Genomic DNA, 25,842 nt, shown 5'->3' with positions numbered 1-25,842 from the left:
CTGAGGCAGTGCGGCGTGCCTGGTGCCCGGTCCCATCGAAAGTTGATCCATCGCGCATGTCGCGTGAAGGAACTTCCTATCTACGGAGCACTGCGATGCCGACTGGTACCGTGAAGTGGTTCAACCCGACCAAGGGTTTCGGTTTCATTCAGCCGGAAGACGGCTCCAAGGACGTGTTCGTGCACATCACCGATGTGCAGCGTGCCGGCCTGCAGGGGCTGAACGAAGGCGAGCGCGTGGAGTTCGAGCTGCAGAAGGGCCGCGAGGGCAAGGTCTCCGCCGGCAACCTGAAGCAGATCTGAATGGCTGATCGTCCGGGACTTCGGCCCCGGACCGTCGAACCCTGCGGGGCCCAGGCCCCCGGGGTTTTTTTGCGTCCATTGACAGCGTAACCCGGCCCGGCTGTTCTTTCCGCCAAAGGTGGAAGCGGAGGCCGCACGGCGATGGACCAGACCAAGAAATCCTTCAGGCTGCGCAGCCAGCGCTGGTTCGATGACCCGGAGGATCCGGGCATGACGGCGCTCTACATCGAGCGCTTCCTGAATTTCGGCCTCACGCGCGCCGAGCTGCAATCGGGCAAGCCGATGATCGGCATCGCCCAGACCGGCAGCGACATCGCCCCCTGCAACCGGCACCACCTGGCGCTGGCCGAGCGGGTGAAGGCGGGCATCCGCGATGCCGGCGGCATCCCGCTCGAATTTCCAATCCATCCGATCCAGGAAACCGGCAAGCGCCCCACGGCGGCGCTGGACCGCAACTTGGCCTACCTGTCGCTGGTGGAGATCCTGCACGGCTATCCGCTGGATGGCGTGGTGCTGACCACCGGCTGCGACAAGACCACGCCGGCCTGCCTGATGGGCGCGGCCACCGTGAACATCCCGGCCATCGTGCTGTCCGGCGGGCCGATGCTGGACGGCCATTGGAAGGGCCGGCTCTCGGGTTCGGGCACCATCGTCTGGGAGGCGCGCAAGCTGCTCGCTGCCGGCGAAATCAACTATGACGGCTTCATGCAGATGGTGGCGTCCTCCGCCACCTCGGTCGGCCATTGCAACACCATGGGCACGGCGCTGTCGATGAACTCCCTGGCCGAGGCGCTGGGCATGTCGCTGCCCGGCTGCGCCTCGATCCCGGCGGCCTACCGCGAGCGTGGCCAGATGGCGCACGCCACCGGCATGCGCATCGTCGACATGGTGAAGGAGAACCTTCGTCCCTCCGACATCATGACGCGCGAGGCGTTCGAGAACACCATCGTGCTGGCCAGCGCCATCGGCGCCTCCTCCAACTGCCCGCCGCACTTGGTCGCCATCGCCCGCCACATGGGCGTGGAGCTGAGCACGGAGGACTGGCAGACGGTCGGCGCTGAGATCCCGCTGCTGGTGGATTGCCAGCCAGCCGGCCGCTTCCTGGGCGAGATGTTCTACCGCGGCGGCGGCGTGCAGTCGGTGATGAAGGAGCTGGCGGATGCCGGCAAGCTGCATCTCGGCGTGAAGACCGTGACCGGCCAGACGCTGGAGGAGGACCTGAAGCGGGCGCCGCTGGCGGACCGCGAGGTGATCCGCCGCTACAGCGAGCCGCTGAAGGAGCAGGCCGGCTTCGTGGTGCTGTCGGGCAATCTGTTCGAAAGCGCGGTGATGAAGGTCAGCGTTATCGACGCCGAGTTCCGTAAGCGCTTCCTGTCCGACCCCGAGGACATCTTCGAGGGCAAGGTGATCGTCTTCGAAGGGCCGGAGGATTATCACGACCGCATCGAGGACCCGGCGCTGGGCGTTGACGAGCGCACCGTGCTGGTGATCCGCAATTGCGGCCCCGTGGGCTATCCCGGCAGCGCCGAGGTGGTGAACATGCAGCCGCCGGGCGCGATGATCAAAGCCGGGCTGCACAGCCTGCCCACCATGGGCGACGGCCGGCAGAGCGGCACCTCCGCCTCGCCCTCCATCCTCAACGTGTCCCCGGAGGCCGCTGTCGGCGGCGGCCTGGCGCTGATGAAGTCGGGCGACCCGATCCGCATCAACCTGAAGACCCGCAAGGTCGACCTGCTGATCCCGGCCGAGGAAATGGAAGCCCGCCGCGCCGCCTGGACGCCGCCCAAGCTCACGCACAAGACGCCATGGGAGGAGATCTACCGCTCCATGGTCGGCCAGCTCGGCACCGGCGGCTGCCTGGAGCCGGCGACGCTGTACCTCAACATCCTCGAGACCCGCGGCGAGAGCCGCCACAACCACTGATGGCCGGCCGTCTCGCAGGCAAGCGCTGCTTCGTCACCGCGGCGGGGCAGGGCATCGGCCGCGCCACGGTGCTGGCCTACGCGGCGGAAGGCGCCACGGTGGTGGCGACCGATCGTGACGCGGAGAAGCTGTCCGGCCTCGCGGCGCAGACCGTCACCACCGCGGCGCTGGATGTGCTGGACGACCAGGCGGTGATGGAGTGCATCACCCGCCACGGCCCGTTCGACGTGCTGTTCAACTGCGCCGGCTTCGTGCACCAGAACGACGTGCTGAGCTGCACTGACGACGATTGGGACTTCGCCTTCGCGCTGAACGTCCGTTCGCAATGGAAGGTGATGCGCGCGGTGCTGCCGGGCATGCTGGGCAGGGGCGGCGGCGCCATCGTCAACATGGCCTCGGCCGCCGGATCGGTGAAGGGCGTTGCCAACCGCTTCGTCTATGGCACCACCAAGGCGGCCGTGGTCGGCATGACCAAGAGCGTCGCCGCCGACTACGTCGCCAAGGGCATACGCTGCAACTGCGTCTGCCCGGGCACGGTGGACACGCCGTCTCTCGGCGAGCGCATCTCGGCCAATGCCGCGGCGATGGGTGGGGAAACGGCGGCGCGGGCGGCCTTTGTCGGCCGGCAGGCCATGGGCCGGCTCGCCACGCCGGAGGAGATCGCAGCACTGGTGGTCTATCTCTCCGCGCCGGAATCGGCTTTCGTCACCGCGCAGGCCGTGGTGATCGACGGCGGCTGGACGAACTGAACGAACTCAGGGAACGCTGAACCCATGAAGCTGCTGCGCTACGGCCCGCCGGGCCAGGAAAAGCCGGGCCTGCTCGATGCCGATGGCCAGATCCGCGACCTGTCGGGCACCGTGCCCGACATCGCCGGCGCTGTGCTGTCGCCGGACGGGCTGGCGAAGCTCTCGGCGCTGGACACCACCAGCCTGCCGCTGGTGGGCGGCTCGCCGCGCCTCGGCCCGCCGGTCTCGGGGCTGAAGAATTTCGTCTGCATCGGCCTGAACTACGCCGACCATGCGGCGGAAACCGGTGCTTCCATCCCGAAGGAGCCTATTATCTTCCTGAAGTCGCTGGGCGCGCTGCAGGGGCCGAATGACCAGGTCGAGCTGCCCAAGGCCAGCACCAAGACCGATTGGGAGGTGGAACTGGCCATCATCATCGGCCAGCGCGCCAAATACGTGCCCGAGAACAAGGCGATGGAATACGTCGCCGGCTACGCCGTCTGCAACGACGTGTCGGAGCGCGAATTCCAGATCGAGCGCGGCGGCACCTGGGACAAGGGCAAGGGCCACGACACCTTCGGCCCGCTCGGCCCCTGGCTGGTGACCCGCGACGAGGTGCCGGACCCGCAGGACCTGTCGATGTTCTGCGAGGTGGACGGCCACCGCTACCAGGACGGCTCGACCCGCACCATGATCTTCGGCGTGGCGAAGCTGGTGTCCTACGTGTCGCACTTCATGACGCTGCACCCGGGCGACGTGATCACCACCGGCACGCCGCCGGGCGTCGGCATGGGGCAGAAGCCGCCGCTGTTCCTGAAGGAAGGCCAGACCATCCGCCTCGGCATCGAGGGGCTGGGCGAGCAGCAGCAGGTGACGGTGCGCGCCGAGTTCTGAGGCGCCCGGCCCGATGCCGGGCGCCGCAGGCGGTCAGGTGCGGAGGCCGCCGGCCCTGAGCACGAACTCGGCGATGTCCGCGACGCCCTGATCCGCCTTCAGGTTGGTGAAGATGAAGGGCCGCTGCCCGCGCATCTTCCGCGAATCCCGGTCCATCACCGACAGGTCGGCGCCCACCAGGGGCGCCAGGTCGGTCTTGTTGATCACCAGCAGGTCGGATCGCGTGATGCCGGGCCCGCCCTTGCGCGGGATCTTGTCGCCGGCCGAGACGTCGATTACGTAGATCGTCAGGTCGGCCAGTTCCGGGCTGAAGGTGGCGGCCAGATTGTCGCCGCCGCTCTCGATGAACAACACCTCCAGCCCCGGGAACCGGGCCGTCATCTCGTCCACGGCGGCGAGGTTGATCGACGCGTCCTCCCGGATCGCGGTGTGCGGGCAGCCGCCGGTCTCCACGCCGATGATGCGCTCGGGCGCGAGGGCGCCGGAGCGGGTCAGGAATTCCGCATCCTCGCGCGTGTAGATGTCGTTGGTGATGACGGCGATGTTGTGCGCGTCCCGCAGGTGCTTGCACAGCCGATCGGTCAGCGCCGTCTTGCCGGAGCCGACGGGACCGCCGATGCCGACGCGGAAGGGACCATTGCCCGGAATGCCGGGGACCGATGCGTTCATGAGCGGAAAAGCCTCGTATACTGTGTCTCGTGTTGCATGGAGAAGCGGTCGAGCACCGGCGCCGCGGTGCCGATGCGGTCGAGCTCGGCGGCCAGGGCGGCGTCCGTCGCCGCCTCCAGCTCCGGCAGCAGCGCCGCGGTGGCGATCTGCCCGTCGGTCTGGCCGAGCGGCACCAGCCGCACGCCGGCCGAGACGATGTTGGCGGCGAAGGCGGACAGGAAGCCGAACAGCGCGATCCGCAGCGGCACGCCCTGCCAGGCCGCGGCCGCGCCGAACGCCACCGGATGCGCGATCCCGTCCGGGTGGCGCGTTGCCAGCGTCCGCAGCCGCGCCTCGCCCCAGGCGGCGGCGGTGACCTTGACGAAGGCGTTGCCCTGGGCGGTGGTTTCCAGCGCCAGTTCCGCCGTGCCGCGCCAAGCGGCCGCCAGCTCCGCCACCGCGTCCAGCGCGGCATCGTCCCCGGCCCCGGCGGCCCGAAAGGCGGCGGCGAGCAGCGCGCCGTCGATGCGGCCGGCGCCACTGCGCAGCACGGTCTCGACGTAGTCGGCGAGATCGGCCCGGTTGCGCACCGCACCGCTCTCCACCGCCATCTCCAGGCCATGGCTATAGGTGTAGGCACCGACGGGATAGGCGGGCGACAGCCAGCTCAGCAGGCGTTGCAGCGCCGCCGGGTCAGTGGGCGTGGAAATGGCCATCCCCATGATCATGCAGTTCACCGTGGCCCAGGGAGCCATGCCGGTGGCCGGTGTGGCGGTTGTGCTCGCCATAGGCGCCGCCTTCCGGGTTGAAGGGCGCCTCGATGCGCTCGACGGTGGCGCCGAGGCCCTGCAGCATGCGCAGGATCACGTGGTCCTCGCGGATCAGGATACGGTCGGCATCGATCTCCGCCGGCAGGTGCCGGTTGCCGAGGTGCCAGGCGAGGCGCAGCAGGTGCTGCGGATCGCGCCCCCGCACCTCGATCAGCGGTTCCGGCGCGGCGCGCACCAGCACCACGCCGCCCCCCTCCAGCAGCAGCCCGTCGCCGTCGCGCAGCGCCACCGCCTCGGGCAGGTCGAGCAGGAAGGACAGGCCTTTCTCCGCCGTGTAGCGGCGGCGGCGGCGGTGGCGGTCGTCGAAATCAACCATGATGGTGTCGCGTGCGGTGCCGGCCTGCCATTGGCCGGCGGGCAGCACCTGTGTGGCGCGGGGCAGGGTGGCTTCGGTCATGGCTCGGCTCAGAACAGGAAGTAGCGCTGCGCCATCGGCAGCACGACGGCGGGCTCGCAGATCAGCAACTCGCCATCGGCGCGGACCTCATAGGTTTCGGGATCAACCTCGATCCGCGGCAGCAGGTCGTTCAGCACCATGTCCTTCTTGCCGATGCGCCGCGTGTTCTCCACCGGCAGCAGGACGCGTCGCAGGCCAAGCTGCCCGGCCAGATCCATTTCCATTGCCGCCCGCGACACAAAGGTCATCGAGCTGGCCTGCATCGCGCGGCCGAAGCCCGCGAACATCGGCCGGTAATGCACTGGCTGCGGCGTCGGGATGGAGGCGTTCGGGTCGCCCATGGGCGCCATGGCGATCGAGCCGGCCTTCAGCACCATCTCCGGCTTCACGCCGAAGAAGGCGGGTGACCACATCACCAGATCGGCCAGCTTGCCGACCTCCACGCTGCCCACATGCGCCGAGATGCCCTGAGCGATGGCCGGGTTGACCGTGTACTTGCTGATGTAGCGGCGGATGCGGAGGTTGTCGTTGTCGCCCTGCTCGCCGGCCAGGCGGCCGCGCTGCTGCTTCATTTTGTGGGCGCATTGCCAGGTGCGGATGATCACCTCGCCCACGCGCCCCATCGCCTGGCTGTCGGATGACATCATCGAGATGGCGCCAAGATCGTGCAGGATGTCCTCGGCGGCGATGGTTTCGCGGCGGATGCGGGATTCCGCGAAGGCCACGTCCTCGGCGATGCGCGGGTCGAGGTGGTGGCAGACCATCAGCATGTCGAGATGCTCGTCCACGGTGTTCACCGTGTAGGGCATGGTGGGGTTGGTGGAACTCGGCAGGAAGTTCGGCTCGCCGATGACGCGCAGGATGTCGGGCGCGTGGCCGCCGCCGGCGCCTTCCGTGTGGAAAGCCTGGATGGCGCGGCCGCCGATTGCCCGGATCGTGTCCTCGACGAAGCCGCTCTCGTTCAGCGTGTCCGAATGGATGGCGATCTGCACGTCCATGCGGTCGGCGACGGTGAGGCAGGTGTCGATCGCCTTGGGCGTGGTGCCCCAGTCCTCGTGCAGCTTCAGCCCGCAGGCGCCGGCGCGGATCTGCTCCTCCAGCGCCTCCGGCAGGGCGGCATTGCCCTTGCCCAGGAAGCCCAGGTTCATCGGGAAGCTTTCCGCCGCCTGCAGCATCCGCGCCATGTGCCACGGCCCCGGCGTGGCGGTGGTGGCCAGCGTGCCATGCGCCGGGCCGGTGCCGCCGCCGAACATGGTGGTGATGCCCGAGGCCAGCGCTTCCTCGATCTGCTGCGGGCAGATGAAGTGGATGTGCGGGTCGATGCCGCCCGCGGTCAGGATGCGGCCCTCGCAGGCAATGATCTCCGTGCCCGGGCCGATGACGATGTCGACGCCCGGCTGCGTGTCGGGGTTGCCGGCCTTGCCGATGGCGGCGATGCGGCCGTCCCTGAGGCCCACATCGGCCTTGACGATCCCCCAGTGGTCAATGATCAGCGCGTTGGTGATCACCGTGTCCATGGCGCCCGCGGCCCGTGTGACCTGGGATTGCCCCATGCCATCGCGGATCACCTTGCCGCCGCCGAACTTCACCTCCTCCCCATAGGTGGTGAGATCGCGCTCCACTTCCGCGAACAACTCGGTATCTGCCAGGCGGACCCTGTCGCCGGTGGTCGGGCCATACATGCCGGCATAGGCGGTACGGGAGATCCTGCTCGCCATGGGATCAGACCTTTCCTTCCGTTTCGCCGCGGAAGCCGTGCACCACCCGCGCGCCGGCATAGGGGATCAGCCGCACCTTGCGGCTCTGCCCCGGTTCGAAACGCACCGCCGTGCCGGCGGGGATGTCGAGCCGGCAGCCCCTGGCCGCCGCGCGATCGAAGCGCAGCGCCGGGTTGGTTTCGCAGAAGTGATAGTGGCTGCCGACCTGGATGGGGCGGTCGCCGGTGTTGGCCACGTCCAGCTCCATCGCCTCGCGGTCCGCGTTCAGCACGATTTCGCCCGCGGCGGGGATGACCTCTCCGGGTATCATGGCATGCTCCTCGGCAGATGGGTCTCAGCGGATCGGGTCGTGGACGGTGACGAGCTTGGTGCCGTCGGGGAAGGTGGCTTCCACCTGGATGTCGTGGATCATCTCGGGAATTCCCTCCATCACCTGCTCCCGCGTCAGCACGGTGGCGCCGTCGCGCATCAGCTCCGCCACGCTGCGGCCATCGCGTGCGCCTTCCACCACGAAATCGGTGATCAGCGCGACCGCCTCGGGGTGGTTCAGCTTCACGCCGCGCGACAGGCGCTTGCGTGCCACCTCAGCCGCCATGGCGATCAGCAGCTTGTCCTTCTCGCGGGGGGTCAGGTGCATCGGGCGGTCCTTTCCGGAAGCATTCTGGTGCGGCTCAGCTCGTCCACAACCGGGGCAGGCGCGGAGGTAGGCCCAGCACGCCGGAGCGCAGCGCCGGGATGGCGGCGCACAGCGCTTCCCGCACCATCACGGCGCCGCCGATCCAGCGCGCCAGCATCAGGCCGGGGCGGGGCAGGGTGGCGTCATGGCCGGCGGCGCGCAACAGGTCGCGCCCGGCCAGCGCCTCCGCGTCGCTGGCGGCCAGCAGCAGCAGGGCGGTGGCTTCCGCGCCGCCGAAGCCGAAGCGCGCGGCGAGCGGCGCCAGCCCGCTCTCCAGCGCCACGGCATCGGCCCAGTGCAGGCGGTCCCCACGCCGCAGCCGCCAGCCATCGAACAGGCTGCCCTGCGTCAGCCGCTCGCCGCGCGCGGGGCGGCCCAGCACCAGCATCTCCGCCGCCAGCAGCCGCGCCCCGGCGCCGAGCCGCGCCTCCATCCGCCGCTCCAGCCGCGCGCCGTCGAACAGGATGGTTTCCTGCGGGAGCCATTCCAGCGTGGCGCCCGGCGCCAGTTCCAGCCGCGTGGCGATGCGCGTGGCATCGCCCAGGCTGCGATACAGCTTCTCCGCCGCAGGCGTGGTCAGGCTGGCGCTCGTGCCCCCGGCGAGGCTCACCGCCACGTCCAGCGAATCGCCGCCGGCCAGCCCGCCGCCCACATTCACCAGCGCCGCCAGCGGCAGGTCATCCGGCTCCGACCTCGGGAACAGCACCCGCAGCGGCGCGGCGTGGTAGAGGTGGCGCAGCACGGTGCCGCGCGGCGACTGCGCGAAGCCCAGCTCCGCTCGGCCGTGGGCGCGCTGGTGCTGGGGCTCGGGGCGTGGCATCGGCGGGCAATCTGGCGCAGCCGGGGACTGGCGGATAGCACGCATCATCCCCCCAGCACCCGCACCGCCAGCGCCGCGGCCGAGGCGCGGTTCTCCACCCCGAGCTTGCTGAAGATGCCTTCCAGGTGCTTGTTCACCGTGCGCGGGCTCATCACCAGGATCTCGGCGATGTCGCGGTTGCTCTTGCCGCGGCCGAGCCAAAGCAGCACCTCCGCCTCCCGGGCCGTCAGGCCGAGGCGGTCGCGCAGCAGCGCCTCGTCGCCGCCCGGGGCGGAGGCGGTGACCCGCAGCAGCAGCTCCTCCGGCCCGATCTGCCCGACATGCTGGAACAGCACTTCGCGGCCATCGGGCAACTGCACCGCGAACGGGCGGCGCGGCGCGTCGCCCTCCGGCACCACCCAGCCGGGGATGAGGAGGCTGCCGGGTCCGCCATCCCCGGCCTCCGGCGTGACGTCGCGCAGCAGCGCGGCGGCCTGCGGCGTCGCCCACAGCACGGCGCCCTCGCGATCGGCGGCCAGCAAGAAGCGGCCGGCGACATCCAGCGCCGCATGCGCGCTGCGCGTCAGCCGCGCGTTGGCCAAGTGCGTGCCGATGCGCGCCAGCACCTCGTCCGGCGCCACCGGCTTGATCACGTAGTCGACGCCGCCGGCGCCGAAGCCGCGCAGCACGTCCTCGCTCTCGGTCAGGCCTGTCATGAAGATCACCGGCACCGACAGCAGGTTGGCGTTGCGCTTCATGCGGCGGCAGGCCTCGAACCCGTCCATGCCCGGCATCACCGCGTCCATCAGCACGATGTCGGGGGTGATCCGCTCGGTCACTGTCATGGCCGCGGCGGCGGATTGCGCCACCAGCACCATGTAGCCGGCGGCTTCCAACGTGTCGTTCAACAGGCCCAGCGTGCCGGGCGCGTCATCCACCACCAGCACGATGTCGCGCCGCTCCGTCATGCCTCCTCCTCCGGCAGGGCGGCGAGAAAGGCGTCGAGCCGGTACTCGGAGATGAAGCCGCGCAGCTCGGCGATGGCCGGCGCGGCGTCTGGGCTTTCCGTTTCCAGCGCGTCCAGCCGCTCGCGGATGCCGCCGACATAGCCGATGGCGGCGAGCTGCCGCAGATTGGCCGCCTGCGCCGCGGTCAGCCGCGCCGCGCCCGGATGCGCCACGCCCGGGGGCGGCGCCTCGGCGAAGCGCCAGGTGACGCCGAGCAGCGCGGCCGCCTTCTCCAGCAGGGCGCTGACCGAGACCGGTTTGGGCAGCACGTCGTCATGGTGCTCGACCGTGCCGCGCGCCTCGGCCGGCGGGGCCAGCTCCAGCGCGTTGGCGGACACCATGATGATCGGCGCGGCCTGCCCGGCCTCGCGCAGCCGCCGCGCCAGCTCCCAGCCACTCATGCCGGGCATGGCGATGTCGAGCAGGAACAGGTCCGGCGCCGCCTGCCGCGCCAGGGCCAGGCAGGCGGCGCCATCGGCGGCCTGTCGCACGCGGAAGCCGATCGGCTCCAGCAGGTCGGCCATCAGCGCGCGGTGCGCCGGATCGTCATCGGCCACCAGCACCTCGATTACGCGGTTGGCGCCGTGGCCGGTGACCGGGCGCTCCGCCTCGGCCGGCGGGGCGTTCCTGCCGGACAGCAACAGGCGCACGCGGAACCGGCTGCCCTCGCCGAGGCGGCTGCTGGCCGTGATGTCGCCGCCCATCACCTCCACCAGCGTCTTGGTGATGGTGAGGCCCAGGCCGACGCCGGGGGTGGACGGCGCGTGCGCGTTGGCGCCGCGCTGGAATGGCTCGAAGATCCGGGCGAGGTCGTCCTCGGCGATGCCGATGCCGGTGTCGATCACCTCGAACTCGGCCACCTCGGAGCGAAAGCGAAGGCGCAGGGTGACGCTGCCCTGCCGGGTGAACTTGATCGCGTTGGACAGCAGGTTGATCAGGATCTGCCGCAGCCGGCGTTCATCGGTGTGCACCAGCTCGGGCAGGCGCGGCGGCGCGTCGAAGGCGAAGGCGATGCTCTTGGCCTCGGCCTGCAGCCGCAGCATCTGCACGATCTGCTCCAGGAATTCGGGAAAGCGGATCTCGTCGCGGTACAACTCGATCCGCCCGGCCTCGATCTTGGAGATGTCGAGCAGCCCCTCGATCAGTGCCGCCAGATGCTCGCCGGAGCGGCGGATGGTGCGCACGCCGTCCCGCCGCCGCTCGGGGATGCTCGCGTCGCGTTCCAGCAGCTGGGCATAACCCAGGATGGCGTTGAGCGGCGAGCGCAGCTCATGGCTGATGCCGATCACGTAGCGGCTCTTGGCCTGGTTGGCGCGCTCGGCGGCTTCCTTGGCCTTCTGCAGCGCCGCGTCGGTGCGCTGGTGGGCACGGATCTCGCTCATCAGCAGGCTGGTCTGACGGCGGGTTTCCTCCCGTGCCACGGCGCGGCTCTGATGCGCCAGCACCAGGGTCCAGGCGACGATACCGCCGATCACCACCAGCACGAAGAAGGCCTTCCAGAAGGCGGCATCCAACGCGGCGCTGGGCGGCGTCTGCGCCCGGATGCCGAGAAACACCAGCCCCATGATGGCGGCGAAGATCACGAACACCACGACGAAGGCACCGACCGGCGTTGCCAGCGAACGCAGCGCCGCCGGCGGCAGAACGGCGCGCAGCGGCGCCATCACCTGTGCCGAAAGCCGCGCATGCGGCTTGCATCCATCGCCGCAGCGGGCATCGAGCGTGCAGCAGAGCGAGCAGATCGGGCCAGTGTAGACCGGGCAATAGGCCATGTCGGGCGGCTCGAACCGGTGCTCGCAGATGACGCATTCCAGGTTCGGCTCGCTGGCCCAGGCGGCGCGCGGCCGGCGCGCCAGGTAGAAGCGCCCGCCCGTGGCCCACGCGATCAGCGGGGCGGCGGCGAAGGCGGTGCCGAAGGCGATGAAGGTGGACAGCGCCTGCGCCACCGTGCCGAGAAAGCCGTAATAGGCGAGAAACGACAGCAGCACCGACAGCGCCATGCTGCCCACGCCTACCGGGTTCACGTCATACAGGTGGGCGCGCTTGAACTCGATGCCCGGCGGGCTGAGGCCGAGCGGCTTGTTCACCGCGAGGTCGGCCACCAGCGCACCCATCCAGGCGGCGGCGACGTTGGAATACACGAACAGCACCTGCTCGATGGTGTTGTAGACTCCGAGCTCCATCAGCAGCAGCGCCACCGCGATATTGAACACCAGCCACACCACGCGCCCGGGATGGCTGTGCGTCAGGCGGGAAAAGAAGTTCGACCAGGCGAGCGAGCCCGCATAGGCGTTGGTGACGTTGATCTTGATCTGCGACAGCGCGACGAAGACCGCGGTGACCGCCAGCACCAGCGCCGGGGAGGCGATCAGCACGCCGAAGGCCAGGCGGTACATCTCGGCCGGCTGCACCGCCTGGGCCAGCGACAGGCCGGAGCGGAGGGCGGCATAGGCGAGAAAGGAGCCGGCCAGCAGCTTCAGCACGTCGAACACGATCCAGCCCGGGCCGCCAGTCAGCAGCGCCAGCCACCAGACCCAACCGCGCTGCGTGGCGCGCGGCGGCATGAAGCGGATGTAGTCCACCTGCTCGCCCGTCTGGGTGATCAGCGCGAACAGGATAGAGGCGGCGGCGCCGAAGGCCAGCAGGTCGAAGCCGCCCGTGCCGCGCACGCCGGCATACGTCGTCCAGTCCGACAGCCATCCGGGATGCGCCAGCATCAGCGCGATCAGTGGCAGGATGTTGAGCACCAGCCACACCGGCTGGGTCCAGGTCTGCACCCGGCTGATGAAGGTGATGCCGTGGATCACCAGCGGCACCACCACCGCCGCGCACAGGATGTATCCCAGCCAGAGCGGCACGCCGAAGAAGCTGTCCAGCATGGCGGCCAGGATCGCCGCCTCGATGCCGAAGAAGATGAAGGTGAAGGAGGCGTAGATCAGCGAGGTGATGGTGGATCCGATGTAGCCGAAGCCGGCACCGCGGGTCAGCAGGTCCACGTCCACGCCGGCGCGCGCCGCGGCCAGGCAGATCGGCAGGCTGGCCAGGAAGATCAGCACCGAGACGAACAGGATGGCGGCGACACTGTTGGTGAAGCCGTGCGCCACCGTGAGCGTGCCGCCGATCGCTTCCAGCGCCAGAAAGGAGATCGAGCCCAGCGCTGTGCCGGCCACCCGGAAAGGCGACCATCGGCGCGCGCTCACGGCGGTGAAGCGGAGGGCGTAGTCTTCCATCGTCTCGTCGGCGACCCAGCGATTGTAGTCGCGCCGGATGCGCAGGATGCGCTGGCGATTGGCCATGCTGGGTCCCAGGAGTGCGGCGGGGGAGTGCGGCGGGTAGGAGCCGAGAGTGCGGCCCGGCTCCCGCCGGCGTCAAGCGGCGGGCCCCTACGTCATTTGACGTATTCGCCTGCGCCGGGCGGACACGGAAAGTGCCGGCCGCAAGCTACATCTTCGCGGCCTTCCAGACAGCCCTCCAGACCGCCCTCAGGGCAGGAGCGTCCTCCCATGATCCACAGGCATCCCTTTTCCCGCCGTGCCCTGCTGGGCGGCGCGGCCGGCGCCCTGGCCCTGCCGGCGCTGCGGCCCGCCCTGGCGCAGAACAGCGGCCCCATCAGGGTGGGTGTGCTGCACTCGCTGTCCGGCACCATGGCGATCAGCGAGACCGCGCTGCGCGACACCGTGCTGATGATGGTGGAGGACCAGAACAGGAAGGGCGGCATCCTGGGCCGCAAGCTGGAAGCCGTGGTGGTGGATCCCGCCTCCAACTGGCCGCTGTTCGCCGAGAAGGCGCGCGAGCTGCTGCAGGTCCACAAGGTGGACGTGACCTTCGGCTGCTGGACCTCGGTGTCCCGCAAATCCGTGCTGCCGGTGTTCGAGGAGCTGAACGGCCTGCTGTTCTACCCTGTGCAGTACGAGGGCGAGGAGCAGTCGAGGAACGTGTTCTACACCGGCGCCGCGCCGAACCAGCAGGCAATCCCGGCGGTGGATTACCTGATGAGCGACGATGGCGGCAGCGCGAGGCGCATCGCGCTGCTCGGAACCGACTACGTCTACCCGCGCACCACCAACCGCATCCTGCGTGCCTTCCTGAACAGCAAGGGCATCGCGGATGCCGACATTCTGGAGGAATACACCCCCTTCGGCCATTCCGACTGGCAGGGCATCGTGTCCCGCGTGAAGACCTTCGCCAGCCAGGGCAAGAAGACGGCGATCGTGTCGACCATCAACGGCGACGCCAACGTGCCGTTCTATCGCGAACTGGGCAACCAGGGCATCAAGGCCGAGGACATCCCGTCAGTCGCCTTCTCAGTCGGCGAGGAGGAGTTGGCCGGCATCGACACCAAGCCGTTGGTCGGCCATCTGGCCGCCTGGAACTACTTCATGTCGGTCGAAGGCCCGGCGAATGCCGAGTTCAAGCAGATGTGGGCCAGCTACATCAAGAACCCGAAGCGCGTCACCAATGACCCGATGGAAGCCACCTATACCGGGTTCCGGATGTGGGCACAGGCGGTGACCCAGGCCAGGACCACGGCGGTGGATGCGGTGCGCACCGCCATGTACGGCCAGAAGGTCGCAGCACCCTCCGGTTACACCGAGCAGATGTGGGAGAACCACCACCTGTCGAAGCCGGTAATGATCGGCGAGATCCAGGAGGATGGCCAGTTCAGCATCGTCCACAAGACGGCCGACGCCATCCGGGCGGAGAACTGGTCGCCCTTCATCCCCGAGAACGCCAACCGCGCCAAGGCCGGCTGAGGCCATGCGCGTCCTGTGCCTGGTGATGGCGCTCTTCCTGCTGCTGGCGGCGCCGCTGCGGGCACAGGACCGCTTCGAGACCCTGGCCGCCGGCCTGTCCGGCGGCTTCGGAGCCCAGGTGGAAACGGTGGAGCGCCTCGGTGCCCTCGGCGATGCCCGCGCCCTGCCGTTGCTGCAGGCGCTGGGGGAGGGACGGCTCCAGAAACGTGCCGATGGCACGCTTCTGCTGGAGCAGGACGGCACGGTGGTGGAGGCCGTGGCCGGAACCCCCGCCGCGCCGGGCGAGACGGTGCGCATCAACAACCGCGTCCGGGCCGCGCTGCGCGGCGCGCTCGGCCGGCTGCAACTGGTGGCACCGCAGGAGGGCGCGCGACTGCAGGCTGCGGACGGGCTGTTCCGCAGCCGCAGCGCTGACAACATCCCGCTGCTGGAACAGGCGCTGGCGCGGGAGGCCGCGCCGCTGGTGCGCGCGCGCATGGAACTGGCCCTGGCCGCGTCCCGCCTCGTCGCCGCTGATGAGGCCGCCAGGCGCCAGGGCATCGAGATCCTGTCGGGCAGCGGCTCGGCCGAGGCCCGCAGCCTGCTGCTGGAGGCACGCGCGGCGAACCCCGCCCTGGCCGCGCCGATCGACGCCGCCATCGCGGCGATCGACGCCCGGCTGCAGATCCGCCAGGCGGCCGAGACGGTGTTCCAGGGCCTGTCCCTCGGCTCGATCCTGCTGCTGGCGGCACTTGGCCTCGCCATCACCTTCGGGGTCATGGGCATCATCAACATGGCGCATGGCGAGATGGTGATGCTTGGCGCCTACACCACGGTGATGGTGCAGGAGGGGTTCCGCGGTGTTCCGTGGCTGGCACCCTGGTCGCTGCCGGTGTCGGTGCCGGCCGCGTTCCTGGTGACGGCCGCGGTGGGCGTGGCGCTGGAGCGCGGCCTGATCCGGCATCTCTACGGCCGGCCGCTCGAGACCCTGCTGATGACCTTCGGCGTCGGCATGATCCTGCAGCAGGCGGTGCGCCTGCTCTTCGGGGCACAGAACCGCGAGGTGGTCAGCCCGGCCTGGATGCAGGGCACGCTGGCGCTACCGGGCGACATCACCGTGACGCAGAACCGGCTCTGGATCATCCTGTTCGCCCTGGTGGTGCTGGGCCTCGCGGTCGCCGCGATCCGCTTCACCCGCTTCGGGCTGGAGATGCGCGCCGTGGTGCAGAACCGCCGCATCGCCGCCACCATGGGCATCCGCACCGGGCGCGTCGACGCCATGACCTTCGCCTTCGGCTCCGGCATCGCCGGCATGGCGGGGGTGGCGCTGAGTCAGGTGGACAACGTCTCGCCCAATCTCGGTACCGGCTACATCATCGACAGCTTCATGGTGGTGGTGTTCGGCGGCGTCGGCTCGCTCGCCGGCACCATGATCGGCGCCTTCACGCTGGGCATCGTCAACAAGCTGCTGGAGCCCTGGGCCGGCGCGGTGCTGGCCAAGATCGCCGTGCTGGTCGGCATCATGCTGTTCATCCAGCGCCGGCCGAAGGGTTTGTTCGCGCTGAAGGGAAGGGCCGCGGAACAGTGAGCGCCACCACCGCCGAAACCCCGCGCCTGCGGCCGACCCGGGCGCTGATCCTGCGCGGCCTGCTGCTCGCCGGGCTGCTGATCCTGGCCTTGCTGCCGCTGCTGAACCGGCTGCCACCTGACCATGCGCTACACGCCTCGGACTTCATCGTGTCGGTGTCAGGCAAATGGATGTGCTACGCCATGCTGGCGCTGGCGATCGACCTGGCCTGGGGCTATGCCGGCATCCTGTCGCTCGGCCATGGCGCCTTCTTCGCACTGGGCGGCTACGCCATCGGCATGCACCTGATGCGGCTGATCGGCCCGCGCGGCGTGTACGGCCATCCGGTGCTGCCGGATTTCATGGTGTTCCTGGGCTGGACGGAATTGCCCTGGTACTGGTGGGGGTTCCAGTTCTTTCCCTTCGCATTGCTGATGGCGCTGGCCGTGCCGGGGCTGCTGGCAGGGCTGCTGGGCTGGCTGGCTTTCCGCTCGCGCATCACCGGCGTGTACCTGTCGATCATCACCCAGGCGATGACCTATGCCTTGATGCTGGCCTTCTTCCGCAACGACATGGGCTTCGGCGGCAATAACGGCTTCACCGACTTCAAAGAATTGCTGGGCATGAAGCTGAACACCGCCGGCGCGCGCGCCGCGCTGTTCTACGCAGCGCTCCTGTCGCTGAGCGGTGCCGTGCTGCTGTGCCGCCACCTGACGCGGTCCAAGCTCGGGCGCGTGCTGGTGGCGGTGCGCGACGCGGAAAGCCGGGTCCGCTTCCTCGGCTACAGCACGGTCAGCGTGAAGCTCAGCGTGTTCGTGCTTTCGGCCATGCTGGCGGGCCTCGGCGGCGCGCTCTACGTGCCACTGGTGGGCATCATCAACCCCGGCGAGTTCAGCCCCGGCAACTCCATCGAGGCGGTGATCTGGGTCGCCGTGGGCGGGCGCGGCACGCTGGTCGGCGCGCTCCTGGGCGCCTTCTCGGTCAACGCGGTGAAGACCTGGCTCACCTCCTTCGCGCCGGACCTCTGGCTGTTCGCGCTGGGCGGCTTGTTCGTGGCGGTGACGCTGTTCCTGCCGCGCGGCCTGATCGGCCTGATGCGCAAGGGAGAGGAACGGTGAAGGCGGGCACCCTCTACCTCGACGGCGTGTCGGTGGTGTTTGACGGCTTCCGGGCGCTGAACAGCCTGTCCCTGGTGATCGAGCCCGGCGAGCTGCGCGCCATCATCGGCCCCAATGGCGCCGGCAAGACCACCATGATGGACATCATCACCGGCAAGACCCGGCCCACCGCCGGCACGGTGCAGTTCGGCGACCACGACCTGACGCGGATGGACGAGGCCGCCATCGCCGAGCTCGGAATCGGCCGCAAGTTCCAGAAGCCCACCGTGTTCGACGCGCTGACCGTGTTCGAGAACCTGGAGCTGGCGCTGAAGGCGCCGCGCGATCCCTGGTCCTGCCTGCGCTGGGTGCTGCCCCCTGCCGCGCGCCGCCGCATCGAGGCCACGCTGGCCGAGATCGGGCTCGCTGATCGCGCCGGTGCCCGCGCCGCCATCCTGTCGCATGGCCAGCGGCAATGGCTGGAGATCGGCATGCTACTCATGCAGGAGCCGCAGTTGCTGCTGGTGGACGAGCCGGTGGCCGGCATGACCGACCAGGAAACCGAGCACACCGCCGCGCTGCTGCGCCGCATCGCCGGGCAGCGTTCCGTGGTGGTGGTGGAGCACGACCTCGAATTCGTCCGCGCACTGGGCGAGAAGGTCACCGTGCTGTGCGAGGGCGCGGTGCTGTCGGAAGGCAGCATCGACCGCGTGCAGAACGACCCGCGCGTCATCGAAGTGTATCTGGGACGCTGAGATCCATGCTGCGAGTGGAAGGCATCGACCTGTTCTACGGCGCCAGCCGGGCCCTGCGCGGCGTGTCGCTGGCCGCTGATCCGGGGCGCATCACCTGCGTGCTGGGCCGCAACGGCGTCGGTAAATCGTCGCTGATGCGCGCCATCGTCGGGCTGGAGCGGGTCAGGACTGGCCGCATCGTCTGGGAAGGGCGCGACGTTTCCTCGCTGGCGGCCGCCGAACGGGCACGGGCCGGCATCGGCTACGTGCCGCAGGGGCGGGAGATCTTTCCCTTTCTGACGGTGCGGGAGAACCTGGAAACCGCGCTGGCTGCGGCGCCGCGCGGCTCCCGGGTGCCGGATGACATCTTTGAGCTGTTCCCGATCCTGGAGCAGTTCCTGCGCCGCCGGGGCGGCGACCTGTCGGGGGGGCAGCAGCAGCAGCTGGCCATCGCCCGGGCCCTGACCGCGCGGCCGCGCCTGCTGATCCTGGACGAGCCGACCGAGGGCATCCAGCCCAACGTCATCAAGGACATCGCGCGGGTCATCGCGCTGCTGGCGAAGCAGCGCAACATGGCCGTGGTGCTGGTGGAGCAATATTACGAATTCGCCCGGCAGCTCGGCGATCAGCTCGCCATCATGGTGCGCGGCGAGGTGGCGCTGGCCGGCCCGTCCGGCTCGCTGGACGAGGACGCGGTGCAGCGCCTGTTGACGGTCTGACCGGCGCGGCGCGGCGGCGGGAAGGCTCCCACGGCCAGCGCCTCAGCCCTTGGCCACGACCTCTGGCATGTCGGAGGAAAGCGGCTTCCGCCAGGCGGTATCGCCGCGCTCGGCCAGCACCAGGGCGATGATGATGAAGGCGGTGATCCCGAACACTGACAGGCGGGCGAATAGCGGCTCATAGCCGATCCTGCTGGCCAGCTGCCCGATGATCAGCGAGAAGGACAGGCCGCCAAGATCGCCCCTCATGCCGGCAAAGCCCGTGGCCGTCGCGATCTCCTGCGGCTCGAAGGTGTCCGTGCCCAGCGCGTACATCAGGCCGGACAGCATCTGGTGCGCGAAGCCGCCGACGGAGAACAACAGGATGGCGGTGATCGGGCTGCTGGCCCGGCCGATCATGCATACCGCCGCCACGCCGAGCCGGCGATGCGCGAATTCACCACGGACATCCGGAAGCGGCGGCTCAGATAGGGCGACAGGTAGCCGCCGAGGATGCCGCCCCGATCGGCACCCAGGAAGGGCAGCCAGGCGAGCAGCGCGAACTGCTTGATGTCCATGCCCCGCTCGCTGACCATGTAGAGCAGGATCCAGAAGGAAAAGGTCTGCTAGGCCGGCTCGGTCAGAAAGCGGCCAGCGGCGATGCCGCAGGATTCGCGGTTGCCCAGCACCTGCCGCACCGACGGTTTCGGTAGCACGGCATCCTGCTGGCCGCCCTTGATGTAGGCGTGCTCCTCGGCGGTGAGGCGGGGGTGATTCTCGGGATTGCGGTACAGCGCCAGCCACAGCAGTGACACGCCGACGCCGAGCAGCCCGGTGCCGATGAAGGCCTCGCGCCAGCCCCAGATCACCGACAGCCAGACCACCAGCGGCGGCGCCACCATGGCGCCGATCGAGGTGCCGGTGGTGAACCAGCCGGTGGCGATGGAACGCTCCCGGATGGGAAACCAGATGGCGGCGGTCTTGGCGCCGGCGGAAATGGCGGCGGCCTCGCTGACGCCCCGCAGGCCGCGGAAGAAGGCCATGGCTGCCAGCCGCCGGCCAGGGCGTGCAGCATGCCGGCGACGCCCCAGGAAAAGGTGAATAGCGCTTAGCCCAGCTTCAGGCCGATGAGGTCGGTGATGAAGCCGGCCAGCGGTTGCATCAGGCTGTAGGTGATCTGGAAGGCGGCGACGACAAAGGAATACTGCTCCGTGGTGAAGTTCAGCGCCTGCTTCAGAACCGGAGCCAGCACATCCAGGGCGTTGCGGTCGATGTCGTTGACCACGGTTCCCAGTCCGAGAAGAACCAGAATGGACCAGAGGACCCTGCCGATAGGTTTCACTTGGACACTCCTGCATGAGCTGCGTCCAAGACCGGAGCAGCAGCCTCTGCAGGCTTGTATGATGACCCTAAGGGTTTCCGGAACCACCTATTGGATGTTGAATTGGTTGGAAATTTCTCAGGTTTCGAGGTGCTGCGCCAGGAGATCAGCGCCGGTTGCGCAGCGGCACGGCCTGAAGCGACAATTGCGGCACCTGGCCCGATTGCCAGCTATTGGCCCCTTCCACCACTGTGGGCACCGGGATGTCCTTGCGGGATTGCTTGCTCTGCTCCTTCGAAACGCCGAGCCGCTGGTCGCGCTGCTCGATGTGGCGCGCGGGCAGCTGTCCTTCTGCCGTGTACGCCATCATGAGCTGCGGCGGACCCAGCGGCAGGGTGTCGCCACGATCCACCTGCCAAGTGTGCCAAGTCTTGCCGTAGGTGGTGGACAGGTCGCGCATCGCCGCGTTCTCGGCAGCATCCGGCAGGCCAGGCATCACCAGCTCGCCCGAGGTGGTCTCGTAGTCATGGCTGTGCCACAGCTTCTTCTCGTCCTCGGGCAGGGTGCGGAAGACGCGCTCGGAGACGATGTACTCGATGCCGATGAGGCGTGAATCCTCGCTGTTGCCGTCGAAGATGACGCATTGGTGAAGGTCTTCGGTGAGATGGGTGCAGAAATGGTGGGCCTCCACCGGCCGCCCCATGTCATCGGCGTAGAAGTGGAAGCCGTTCAGGTACATGTTCATGGCGTTCAGCGGCGCCTTGGTTTGCAGCGCCGCCGCGCCGGCGCCGAGCACGCGGGAGCGCAGCGAGTTCTCCTCACCCGTTGCCGGGCTGCCGCCGTGATGTTGCACCGGCTGGGCATGGGCGCGGCCGCAGGCGCAGGCGGCGATGAGGGGCGCCGCCGTGGCCACCAACCTGCGGCCCAGGGTGCGGCGGTTGAGAAGGAAGTTGCGCAGCCGGTTCATGGCAGGGATCTCCAGGATGCTTCATCCTGAACGACCGCCCGCCGGGGTTGTTTCCCCGGCCCGTCAACTCTGTGGCCGGCGGCCTTCCAGCGGATAGGCGGGATCGTTGTAGCCGGGGGTGGAGGGGTGGCCGGCCGGCACCAGTTTGTCCACCAGCGCCTCGTCCTCGGCGGTGAAGCGGTATTCCAGCGCGCCCAGGTAATCCTGCCATTGCGCCTCGGTGCGGGGGCCGGCGATCGGCGCCGTGATCAGCCGGTTGTTCAGCACCCAGGCCACGGCGAATTGCCCGGCGGTGATGCCGCGCGCCTCGGCGTGGGCCCGCAGCAACTGCGCGATGCGGAGGCTTTCCGGCCGCCACTCGGTTTCCATCATGCGCCGGTCGGCGCGGCCGGCGCGGGAGCCCGCCTCCGGCGCCGCGTCCGGCGCGTATTTTCCGGTCAGCACGCCGCGGGCAAGGGGGCTGTAGGGCACCACGCCCAGCCCGAAATAGCCGCAGGCCGGCAGGTGCTCCACCTCCGGCATGCGGTTCAGCGCGTTGTAGTAGGGCTGGCTGACCACGGGCCGGTCGATGCCCATCTCGTCGCACAGGCGGCAGATCTCGGCGATGCGCCAGCCGCGGTGGTTGGACACGCCGAAATGGCGGATCTTGCCGGCGCGCAGCAGATCGGCCATGGCGCGCACCGTTTCGGCCAGCCGGGTCGCATGGTCCTCCTTGTGCCAGTACAGGATGTCGATGCAGTCCGTGCCGAGCCGCCGCAGGCTGCTCTCCGTGGCCAGCATGCAGTGGCGGCGGGACAGGCCACGGTCGTTGGGACCCGGCCCGGCCGGGTTGGCCAGCTTGGTGGCCAGGATCCAGTGGTCGCGATGGGCGCGGATGGCGCGCCCGGTGACTTCCTCCGAACGGCCGCCGTTGTAGACATTGGCGGTGTCGATGAAGTTGATGCCGCGCTCGCGGGCGCCATCAATGATGCGGGCGGCGGTGGGCTCGTCCGTCGCATCGCCGAACATCATGGTGCCGAGGCAGAGCGGCGACACCTTCAGGCCGCTGCGGCCGAGGTTGCGGTAGTCCATGGCGGCTTCCTTCCGGGGATGCGCCGCCGCGGCGGCAAAGGCGGAACGGGGGGCCGGGCGGTGCCGGCCCCGCCCGCGTCACATGGTGGCGCCGATCGGCCAGGGCGCGAATTCGGCAGAGCCGAAGTCGAAGCTCTCGCTCTTGGTGCGCTCCCCGGAGGCCACGCGCAGGATCAGCTGGAAGATGCGCTCGCCGCATTCCTGCACCGTCTCGCGGCCGGAGATGATGGTGCCGCAGTTCACATCCATGTCCTCCTCCATGCGCTCATACATGGCGGAGTTGGTGGCCAGCTTGATGGAGGGTGCCGGCTTGCAGCCGAACACGCTGCCGCGGCCGGTGGTGAAGCACACCATGTTGGCGCCGCCCGCCACCTGGCCGGTGGCCGCCACCGGGTCGTAGCCCGGCGTGTCCATGAACACGAAGCCCTTCTCCGTCACCGGGGCCGCGTAGTCGTACACGGCGGTGAGGTTGGTGGTGCCGGCCTTGGCCATGGCGCCGAGCGACTTCTCCAGGATCGTGGTCAGCCCGCCCGCCTTGTTGCCGGGGGAAGGGTTGCTGTTCAGCTCGGCCTGGCCCTGCTCGGCGTAGCGTTCCCACCAGCGCATCAGGGACACCAGCTTCTCGCCCACCTCGCGGGAGGTGGCGCGGCGGGTGAGCAGGTGCTCGGCCCCGTAGGTTTCCGGCGTTTCGGACAGGATCACCGTGCCGCCATGACGCACCAGCAGGTCGGAGGCGTGGCCCAGCGCCGGGTTGGCGGTGATGCCGGAATACCCGTCCGAGCCGCCGCATTGCAGCGCCAGCGTCAAGTGGCTGGCCGGCACCGGCTGGCGATGCACCTGGTTGGCCTCGCCCAGCACCTCGCGCACGAAGGCGATGCCGGCCTCCACCGTCTTGCGGGTGCCGCCCATGGACTGGATGTCCATGTTGCGCAGCCGGCCGGCAAGGTTCTGCTCCTCCAGCAGGCCGGAGATCTGGTTCACCTCGCAGCCCAGGCCGATGGCGATGACGTGGCTGAAGTTCACGTGGCGGGCATAGCCGGCCAGGGTCCGGCGCAGGATGCGCAGGCCGTCATTGTCGCCCATGCCGCAGCCGGTCTTATGAGTCAGCGCCACCACACCGTCGACGTTCGGGAACTCCGCCAGCGGATCGATGCCGGTGAAGGGGTTGCGCTTGAACGCGTCGGCGATCATCGAGGCGACGTGGGCCGAGCAGTTCACGCTGGTGACGATGCCGATGAAGTTGCGCGTGGCGACGCGCCCGTCCGGCCGCACGATGCCCTGGAAGGTGGCCGGCTGCGGCACATACAGCGTCGGCTTGGCATCGATGCCCCAGGCATAATCCTTCTCGAAATCGCCCATGCCGCAATTGTCGACATGAACCCAGTCGCCCGGTGCAATGGGCCTGGTGGCGAAGCCGATGATCTGGCCGTAGCGGCGCACGGCCTCGCCCACGGCGTGCTGCTTCGCCGCCACCTTGTGGCCGGGCGGGATGCGGGCGGCCGTGGCGATGCCCGGGGCGACGACGCTGCCTTCGGCGACGGCCCGGCGCGCGATCAGCACCGTGTCATCCGGATGCAGGCGGATGAAGGGGGCGTCAGCGATGGCGTCCATGAAACGCGGTTCCTCTCCCGGCGGCCCGATGGGCCGGCGGAACAGGGGTGCCGGGCCAGAGGCCGAGATCTTGTCAGACTGGACAGATTGCGCCCCTGGGCGCCGGATGCAAGCATCGGCGGCCATGGCATGTCAGGCCGTGCCGAAACGCCGACTCAGGCGTGGCCGGCGCTGGCCGACAGCAGCAGCGGGTCGATGCGCATCTTGGCAAGCGCCTGACGCCACATGGTGTCGGGGATGCCGCCGAACAGCAGCGCCTCGTCGGCGTCCACGTTCAGCCAGGCATTGCGCTGGATCTCGTTCTCCAGCTGCCCCGGGCCCCAGCCGGCATAGCCCAGCGCCAGCAGGCCCTCGCGCGGGCCGCCGCCGCCGGCGATGGCCTTCAGGATGTCCACGCTGGCCGTCAGCGCCAGGTCGCCGGTGACCTTGAGGCTGCCCTCGCTCGACCAGTCGGTGGTGTGCAGCACGAAGCCCCGGCCGCCCTCAACCGGGCCGCCGGCCAGCAGCCGGATCTGGCGCTGCGGCGGCAGCGGCTCAACCTCCAGCTGCTTCAACAGGTCCTCGAAGGACAGGTTGTCGATCGGCTTGTTCAGCACGATGCCCATCGCGCCGTCGGCCGAATGGGCGCAGACGCAGATCACCGATTGGGCGAAGCGCGGGTCCTGCATCGATGGCATGGCCACCAGGAGCTGACCACTTAGATAGGTGGTACTCGGGCCGCCCAGATCCATCGCGCCAGCCTTCTGGGCGGCGATGCGGAAGCTGTCGGGAAGTTCGTCCTCGCGTGCGCGTCGTGCCATGATCCCGTGAACATGGCGGCGCGGACGGGTGCGCGCAAGCGGCACGGTTGACACTCACGGCGCCGGCGTGAAATGCCGGAAGCTCATTTTGTCGGAGCGCACCATCATGGCCATCCAGGTCGGCGACACCATCCCCGCCACCACCTTGACCGAGGCGACGGTCGAGGGCCCGCGCGAATTGTCCACCGAGGCGCTGTTCGGCGGCAAGACGGTGGTGCTGTTCGGCGTGCCAGGCGCCTTCACCCCCACCTGCTCCGCCAAGCACCTGCCAAGCTTCCTGGAGAATGCCGCGGCCCTGAAGGCGAAGGGCGTCGATGTCATCGCCTGCATGGCGGTGAACGATGCCTTCGTGATGCGCGCCTGGGCCAAGGACCAGGGCGTGTCCGAGGAGGTGGTCATGCTGGCCGACGGCGCCGCCGCCTTCACCAAGGCGCTGGGGCTGGAGCTGGACCTGACCGCGCGCGGCATGGGCGTGCGCTGCCAACGCTTCGCCCTGGTGGCGAAGAACGGCAAGGTGACGCATGTCGGGGTCGAGCAGCCCGGCGCCTTCGAGGTGTCGAGCGGCCAGGCGATCCTGGCCGCGATCTGACGGCGGAAGGCGCCGGACGGACTTTGCTTCCGGCGCCCTTTCAGCCCTTCCGGAAGGGGCTCAGGCCGGCTCGGGCAGCCGGCGCTCATGGCCCCGGAAGCAGATCAGCCCCCGGCCAGGGCGTTCCGCCGCCGGCAGGCTCAGCCATTCCTCCAGCTCCGCCAGCACCTTTCCAGTGATCGGCGCTACCGGCAGGGCCCGCGTGGCGGCGACGTCGCGCCATGCCAGATCCTCCAGCTCGCCCGAGCCGGCGATCCGGCCCACCGCGGCTTCCGCCGGCGCCAGCAGAAAGCGGGCGTTGAAGCGCATCGGGTGGTGCGCCGGCGTCACGGCGCGGCACAGGTAATCCAGCTGGTCCAGATGCGGCGCCGGGCCTCCCAGCTGCAGCCCGGTTTCTTCGTCCAACTCGCGCGCCGCCGCGATGGCCAGGGCGCGCGCCAGGCGCGGCGGCGCCCGGCGCTGCAGCGCGATCCGCGTTTCTGGCCGCAGCTCGGTCGCCGCCGGCGCCAGCCGATCGGTGAAATCCACCCGGCCGCCGGGAAACACCAGCCGGTTCGGCATGAAGCGGTGCCCGGCGGCGCGCAGGCCCATCAGCACCTCGGTCTGACCGGAGCGGGACTGTCGCCACAGGATCAGGCTGGCAGCGTGACGGGGATGCACGAAGCGGGGAAGCTGGACCATGGAGGAAGCTTGGCACCGCTGGCCGGAACCGGCCAGGGGGGCGGTCACAAG

The 25,842-nt window shown here is 69.4% G+C and carries 28 protein-coding genes; 10 read left to right on the top strand and 18 right to left on the bottom strand.

Annotated elements, in window-relative coordinates:
- The first annotated feature begins 95 nt into the window (after nucleotides 1-95).
- The 4 genes from D2K64_RS03105 to D2K64_RS03090 all read left to right on the top strand — a co-directional run bounded on the left by D2K64_RS03105 (nucleotide 96) and on the right by D2K64_RS03090 (nucleotide 3,847).
- Complete coding sequence (locus D2K64_RS03105) at nucleotides 96-302, top strand: cold-shock protein (protein ID WP_120006508.1); 207 nt, start codon at nucleotides 96-98, stop codon at nucleotides 300-302.
- A gap of 141 nt (nucleotides 303-443) precedes the next feature.
- Entirely contained in the window at nucleotides 444-2,225 is a 1,782-nt protein-coding gene (locus D2K64_RS03100) for an IlvD/Edd family dehydratase (protein WP_120006507.1), read from the top strand.
- Nucleotides 2,225-2,974: an SDR family oxidoreductase gene (locus D2K64_RS03095; protein ID WP_120006505.1), complete on the top strand. Its 750-nt coding sequence runs from the start codon at nucleotides 2,225-2,227 to the stop codon at nucleotides 2,972-2,974. The genes D2K64_RS03100 and D2K64_RS03095 overlap by 1 nt, the downstream gene beginning before the upstream one ends.
- Before the next feature lie 24 nt (nucleotides 2,975-2,998).
- A complete protein-coding gene (locus D2K64_RS03090; RefSeq protein ID WP_120006503.1) occupies nucleotides 2,999-3,847 on the top strand; it encodes a fumarylacetoacetate hydrolase family protein in 849 nt (282 codons plus the stop codon).
- 33 nt (nucleotides 3,848-3,880) lie between these two features.
- Here the strand turns inward: D2K64_RS03090 and ureG are convergent, their stop codons facing one another.
- Genes ureG through D2K64_RS03045 form a run of 9 tightly spaced genes read right to left on the bottom strand, consistent with a single transcriptional unit; the run spans nucleotide 3,881 to nucleotide 13,218 of the window.
- Nucleotides 3,881-4,516, bottom strand: coding sequence for an urease accessory protein UreG (gene ureG, locus D2K64_RS03085; protein ID WP_120006501.1), 636 nt, complete (start codon nucleotides 4,514-4,516; stop codon nucleotides 3,881-3,883).
- Nucleotides 4,513-5,211 (bottom strand): urease accessory protein UreF, encoded by a 699-nt coding sequence (locus tag D2K64_RS03080; RefSeq protein WP_456316361.1) that lies wholly within the window; start codon nucleotides 5,209-5,211, stop codon nucleotides 4,513-4,515. The genes ureG and D2K64_RS03080 overlap by 4 nt, the downstream gene beginning before the upstream one ends.
- Nucleotides 5,189-5,722, bottom strand: coding sequence for an urease accessory protein UreE (locus D2K64_RS03075; RefSeq protein WP_202910445.1), 534 nt, complete (start codon nucleotides 5,720-5,722; stop codon nucleotides 5,189-5,191). Before D2K64_RS03075 ends, D2K64_RS03080 begins: the two co-directional genes overlap by 23 nt.
- 8 nt (nucleotides 5,723-5,730) lie before the next feature.
- Nucleotides 5,731-7,440: an urease subunit alpha gene (gene ureC / locus D2K64_RS03070; protein WP_120006497.1), complete on the bottom strand. Its 1,710-nt coding sequence runs from the start codon at nucleotides 7,438-7,440 to the stop codon at nucleotides 5,731-5,733.
- 4 nt (nucleotides 7,441-7,444) lie between these two features.
- A complete protein-coding gene (locus D2K64_RS03065) occupies nucleotides 7,445-7,750 on the bottom strand; it encodes an urease subunit beta (protein WP_120006495.1) in 306 nt (101 codons plus the stop codon).
- Nucleotides 7,751-7,774: 24 nt separating this feature from the next.
- A complete protein-coding gene (locus tag D2K64_RS03060) occupies nucleotides 7,775-8,077 on the bottom strand; it encodes an urease subunit gamma (protein WP_120006493.1) in 303 nt (100 codons plus the stop codon).
- A gap of 34 nt (nucleotides 8,078-8,111) precedes the next feature.
- On the bottom strand, nucleotides 8,112-8,936 hold the full coding sequence (locus tag D2K64_RS03055) for an urease accessory protein UreD (protein WP_157985694.1): 825 nt from the start codon (nucleotides 8,934-8,936) through the stop codon (nucleotides 8,112-8,114).
- A 44-nt stretch (nucleotides 8,937-8,980) separates the two neighbouring features.
- Entirely contained in the window at nucleotides 8,981-9,883 is a 903-nt protein-coding gene (locus tag D2K64_RS03050) for a response regulator transcription factor (protein ID WP_120006489.1), read from the bottom strand.
- Nucleotides 9,880-13,218 (bottom strand): hybrid sensor histidine kinase/response regulator, encoded by a 3,339-nt coding sequence (locus tag D2K64_RS03045; protein ID WP_120006487.1) that lies wholly within the window; start codon nucleotides 13,216-13,218, stop codon nucleotides 9,880-9,882. Before D2K64_RS03045 ends, D2K64_RS03050 begins: the two co-directional genes overlap by 4 nt.
- 207 nt (nucleotides 13,219-13,425) lie before the next feature.
- Between D2K64_RS03045 and urtA the strand changes: the two genes are divergently transcribed.
- From urtA to urtE, 5 genes are read left to right on the top strand one after another with little or no spacing between them, the layout of a single operon-like run.
- Entirely contained in the window at nucleotides 13,426-14,676 is a 1,251-nt protein-coding gene (gene urtA, locus D2K64_RS03040) for an urea ABC transporter substrate-binding protein (protein WP_120006485.1), read from the top strand.
- A 4-nt stretch (nucleotides 14,677-14,680) separates the two neighbouring features.
- Entirely contained in the window at nucleotides 14,681-16,243 is a 1,563-nt protein-coding gene (gene urtB, locus D2K64_RS03035) for an urea ABC transporter permease subunit UrtB (protein ID WP_120006483.1), read from the top strand.
- Nucleotides 16,240-17,340 carry an urea ABC transporter permease subunit UrtC gene (gene urtC, locus D2K64_RS03030; protein WP_120006481.1) on the top strand — a complete coding sequence of 367 codons (1,101 nt, stop codon included), beginning with the start codon at nucleotides 16,240-16,242 and terminating at the stop codon, nucleotides 17,338-17,340. Before urtB ends, urtC begins: the two co-directional genes overlap by 4 nt.
- Nucleotides 17,337-18,074 carry an urea ABC transporter ATP-binding protein UrtD gene (gene urtD, locus D2K64_RS03025; protein ID WP_120006479.1) on the top strand — a complete coding sequence of 246 codons (738 nt, stop codon included), beginning with the start codon at nucleotides 17,337-17,339 and terminating at the stop codon, nucleotides 18,072-18,074. Before urtC ends, urtD begins: the two co-directional genes overlap by 4 nt.
- Before the next feature lie 5 nt (nucleotides 18,075-18,079).
- A complete protein-coding gene (gene urtE, locus D2K64_RS03020) occupies nucleotides 18,080-18,772 on the top strand; it encodes an urea ABC transporter ATP-binding subunit UrtE (protein ID WP_120006477.1) in 693 nt (230 codons plus the stop codon).
- Nucleotides 18,773-18,814: 42 nt separating this feature from the next.
- Here urtE and D2K64_RS25325 read toward each other — a convergent pair whose 3' ends face one another.
- The 8 genes from D2K64_RS25325 to D2K64_RS02995 all read right to left on the bottom strand — a co-directional run bounded on the left by D2K64_RS25325 (nucleotide 18,815) and on the right by D2K64_RS02995 (nucleotide 24,521).
- The gene (locus D2K64_RS25325) at nucleotides 18,815-19,171 is read right to left on the bottom strand and encodes an MFS transporter (protein WP_238383972.1); all 357 of its coding nucleotides are present in this window, start codon (nucleotides 19,169-19,171) and stop codon (nucleotides 18,815-18,817) included.
- Nucleotides 19,168-19,347: a hypothetical protein gene (locus D2K64_RS25320; protein ID WP_238383971.1), complete on the bottom strand. Its 180-nt coding sequence runs from the start codon at nucleotides 19,345-19,347 to the stop codon at nucleotides 19,168-19,170. Before D2K64_RS25320 ends, D2K64_RS25325 begins: the two co-directional genes overlap by 4 nt.
- Before the next feature lie 30 nt (nucleotides 19,348-19,377).
- The gene (locus D2K64_RS25315) at nucleotides 19,378-19,794 is read right to left on the bottom strand and encodes an MFS transporter (RefSeq protein WP_238383970.1); all 417 of its coding nucleotides are present in this window, start codon (nucleotides 19,792-19,794) and stop codon (nucleotides 19,378-19,380) included.
- A gap of 65 nt (nucleotides 19,795-19,859) precedes the next feature.
- Entirely contained in the window at nucleotides 19,860-20,093 is a 234-nt protein-coding gene (locus D2K64_RS25310; RefSeq protein ID WP_238383969.1) for an MFS transporter, read from the bottom strand.
- Nucleotides 20,094-20,238: 145 nt separating this feature from the next.
- Nucleotides 20,239-21,039 (bottom strand): OBAP family protein, encoded by an 801-nt coding sequence (locus tag D2K64_RS03010; protein ID WP_120006475.1) that lies wholly within the window; start codon nucleotides 21,037-21,039, stop codon nucleotides 20,239-20,241.
- A 63-nt stretch (nucleotides 21,040-21,102) separates the two neighbouring features.
- Nucleotides 21,103-22,110: an aldo/keto reductase gene (locus D2K64_RS03005; RefSeq protein WP_120006473.1), complete on the bottom strand. Its 1,008-nt coding sequence runs from the start codon at nucleotides 22,108-22,110 to the stop codon at nucleotides 21,103-21,105.
- A gap of 78 nt (nucleotides 22,111-22,188) precedes the next feature.
- The gene (locus D2K64_RS03000; RefSeq protein WP_202910443.1) at nucleotides 22,189-23,721 is read right to left on the bottom strand and encodes a UxaA family hydrolase; all 1,533 of its coding nucleotides are present in this window, start codon (nucleotides 23,719-23,721) and stop codon (nucleotides 22,189-22,191) included.
- Between the two features lie 155 nt (nucleotides 23,722-23,876).
- Nucleotides 23,877-24,521 (bottom strand): YqgE/AlgH family protein, encoded by a 645-nt coding sequence (locus D2K64_RS02995; protein WP_120006471.1) that lies wholly within the window; start codon nucleotides 24,519-24,521, stop codon nucleotides 23,877-23,879.
- A gap of 106 nt (nucleotides 24,522-24,627) precedes the next feature.
- On the opposite strand from D2K64_RS02995, the gene D2K64_RS02990 reads away from it, so the two are divergent.
- Nucleotides 24,628-25,110 carry a peroxiredoxin gene (locus D2K64_RS02990; RefSeq protein ID WP_120006813.1) on the top strand — a complete coding sequence of 161 codons (483 nt, stop codon included), beginning with the start codon at nucleotides 24,628-24,630 and terminating at the stop codon, nucleotides 25,108-25,110.
- A 60-nt stretch (nucleotides 25,111-25,170) separates the two neighbouring features.
- Here D2K64_RS02990 and D2K64_RS02985 read toward each other — a convergent pair whose 3' ends face one another.
- Nucleotides 25,171-25,791 carry an NUDIX hydrolase gene (locus D2K64_RS02985; RefSeq protein ID WP_120006469.1) on the bottom strand — a complete coding sequence of 207 codons (621 nt, stop codon included), beginning with the start codon at nucleotides 25,789-25,791 and terminating at the stop codon, nucleotides 25,171-25,173.
- Between the last annotated feature and the right edge of the window lie 51 nt (nucleotides 25,792-25,842).

It is taken from the genome of Teichococcus vastitatis, from assembly GCF_003604215.1.
GTDB classification, from domain to species: domain Bacteria; phylum Pseudomonadota; class Alphaproteobacteria; order Acetobacterales; family Acetobacteraceae; genus Pseudoroseomonas; species Pseudoroseomonas vastitatis.
The sequence above is the reverse complement of the archived record's forward strand: the minus strand, read 5'-3'. Positions and strand labels throughout refer to the sequence as shown.

What these genes read in the sequence shown, in the direction of transcription:
- D2K64_RS03010 (WP_120006475.1), bottom strand. Translation starts at nt 21,039, where the DNA reads ATGAACCGGCTGCGCAACTTCCTTCTCAACCGCCGCACCCTGGGCCGC.
- D2K64_RS03060 (WP_120006493.1), bottom strand. Translation starts at nt 8,077, where the DNA reads ATGCACCTGACCCCCCGCGAGAAGGACAAGCTGCTGATCGCCATGGCG.
- D2K64_RS03000 (WP_202910443.1), bottom strand. Translation starts at nt 23,721, where the DNA reads ATGGACGCCATCGCTGACGCCCCCTTCATCCGCCTGCATCCGGATGAC.
- D2K64_RS03100 (WP_120006507.1), top strand. Translation starts at nt 444, where the DNA reads ATGGACCAGACCAAGAAATCCTTCAGGCTGCGCAGCCAGCGCTGGTTC.
- D2K64_RS25315 (WP_238383970.1), bottom strand. Translation starts at nt 19,794, where the DNA reads ATGGCCTTCTTCCGCGGCCTGCGGGGCGTCAGCGAGGCCGCCGCCATT.
- D2K64_RS03095 (WP_120006505.1), top strand. Translation starts at nt 2,225, where the DNA reads ATGGCCGGCCGTCTCGCAGGCAAGCGCTGCTTCGTCACCGCGGCGGGG.
- D2K64_RS03005 (WP_120006473.1), bottom strand. Translation starts at nt 22,110, where the DNA reads ATGGACTACCGCAACCTCGGCCGCAGCGGCCTGAAGGTGTCGCCGCTC.
- D2K64_RS03045 (WP_120006487.1), bottom strand. Translation starts at nt 13,218, where the DNA reads ATGGCCAATCGCCAGCGCATCCTGCGCATCCGGCGCGACTACAATCGC.
- urtE (WP_120006477.1), top strand. Translation starts at nt 18,080, where the DNA reads ATGCTGCGAGTGGAAGGCATCGACCTGTTCTACGGCGCCAGCCGGGCC.
- D2K64_RS03050 (WP_120006489.1), bottom strand. Translation starts at nt 9,883, where the DNA reads ATGACGGAGCGGCGCGACATCGTGCTGGTGGTGGATGACGCGCCCGGC.
- D2K64_RS03055 (WP_157985694.1), bottom strand. Translation starts at nt 8,936, where the DNA reads ATGCCACGCCCCGAGCCCCAGCACCAGCGCGCCCACGGCCGAGCGGAG.
- D2K64_RS02990 (WP_120006813.1), top strand. Translation starts at nt 24,628, where the DNA reads ATGGCCATCCAGGTCGGCGACACCATCCCCGCCACCACCTTGACCGAG.
- D2K64_RS03090 (WP_120006503.1), top strand. Translation starts at nt 2,999, where the DNA reads ATGAAGCTGCTGCGCTACGGCCCGCCGGGCCAGGAAAAGCCGGGCCTG.
- urtB (WP_120006483.1), top strand. Translation starts at nt 14,681, where the DNA reads ATGCGCGTCCTGTGCCTGGTGATGGCGCTCTTCCTGCTGCTGGCGGCG.
- D2K64_RS02995 (WP_120006471.1), bottom strand. Translation starts at nt 24,521, where the DNA reads ATGGCACGACGCGCACGCGAGGACGAACTTCCCGACAGCTTCCGCATC.
- D2K64_RS03075 (WP_202910445.1), bottom strand. Translation starts at nt 5,722, where the DNA reads ATGACCGAAGCCACCCTGCCCCGCGCCACACAGGTGCTGCCCGCCGGC.
- D2K64_RS25325 (WP_238383972.1), bottom strand. Translation starts at nt 19,171, where the DNA reads ATGATCGGCCGGGCCAGCAGCCCGATCACCGCCATCCTGTTGTTCTCC.
- D2K64_RS03105 (WP_120006508.1), top strand. Translation starts at nt 96, where the DNA reads ATGCCGACTGGTACCGTGAAGTGGTTCAACCCGACCAAGGGTTTCGGT.
- D2K64_RS03065 (WP_120006495.1), bottom strand. Translation starts at nt 7,750, where the DNA reads ATGATACCCGGAGAGGTCATCCCCGCCGCGGGCGAAATCGTGCTGAAC.
- D2K64_RS02985 (WP_120006469.1), bottom strand. Translation starts at nt 25,791, where the DNA reads ATGGTCCAGCTTCCCCGCTTCGTGCATCCCCGTCACGCTGCCAGCCTG.
- urtA (WP_120006485.1), top strand. Translation starts at nt 13,426, where the DNA reads ATGATCCACAGGCATCCCTTTTCCCGCCGTGCCCTGCTGGGCGGCGCG.
- ureC (WP_120006497.1), bottom strand. Translation starts at nt 7,440, where the DNA reads ATGGCGAGCAGGATCTCCCGTACCGCCTATGCCGGCATGTATGGCCCG.
- D2K64_RS03080 (WP_456316361.1), bottom strand. Translation starts at nt 5,211, where the DNA reads ATGGCCATTTCCACGCCCACTGACCCGGCGGCGCTGCAACGCCTGCTG.
- D2K64_RS25320 (WP_238383971.1), bottom strand. Translation starts at nt 19,347, where the DNA reads ATGGTCAGCGAGCGGGGCATGGACATCAAGCAGTTCGCGCTGCTCGCC.
- ureG (WP_120006501.1), bottom strand. Translation starts at nt 4,516, where the DNA reads ATGAACGCATCGGTCCCCGGCATTCCGGGCAATGGTCCCTTCCGCGTC.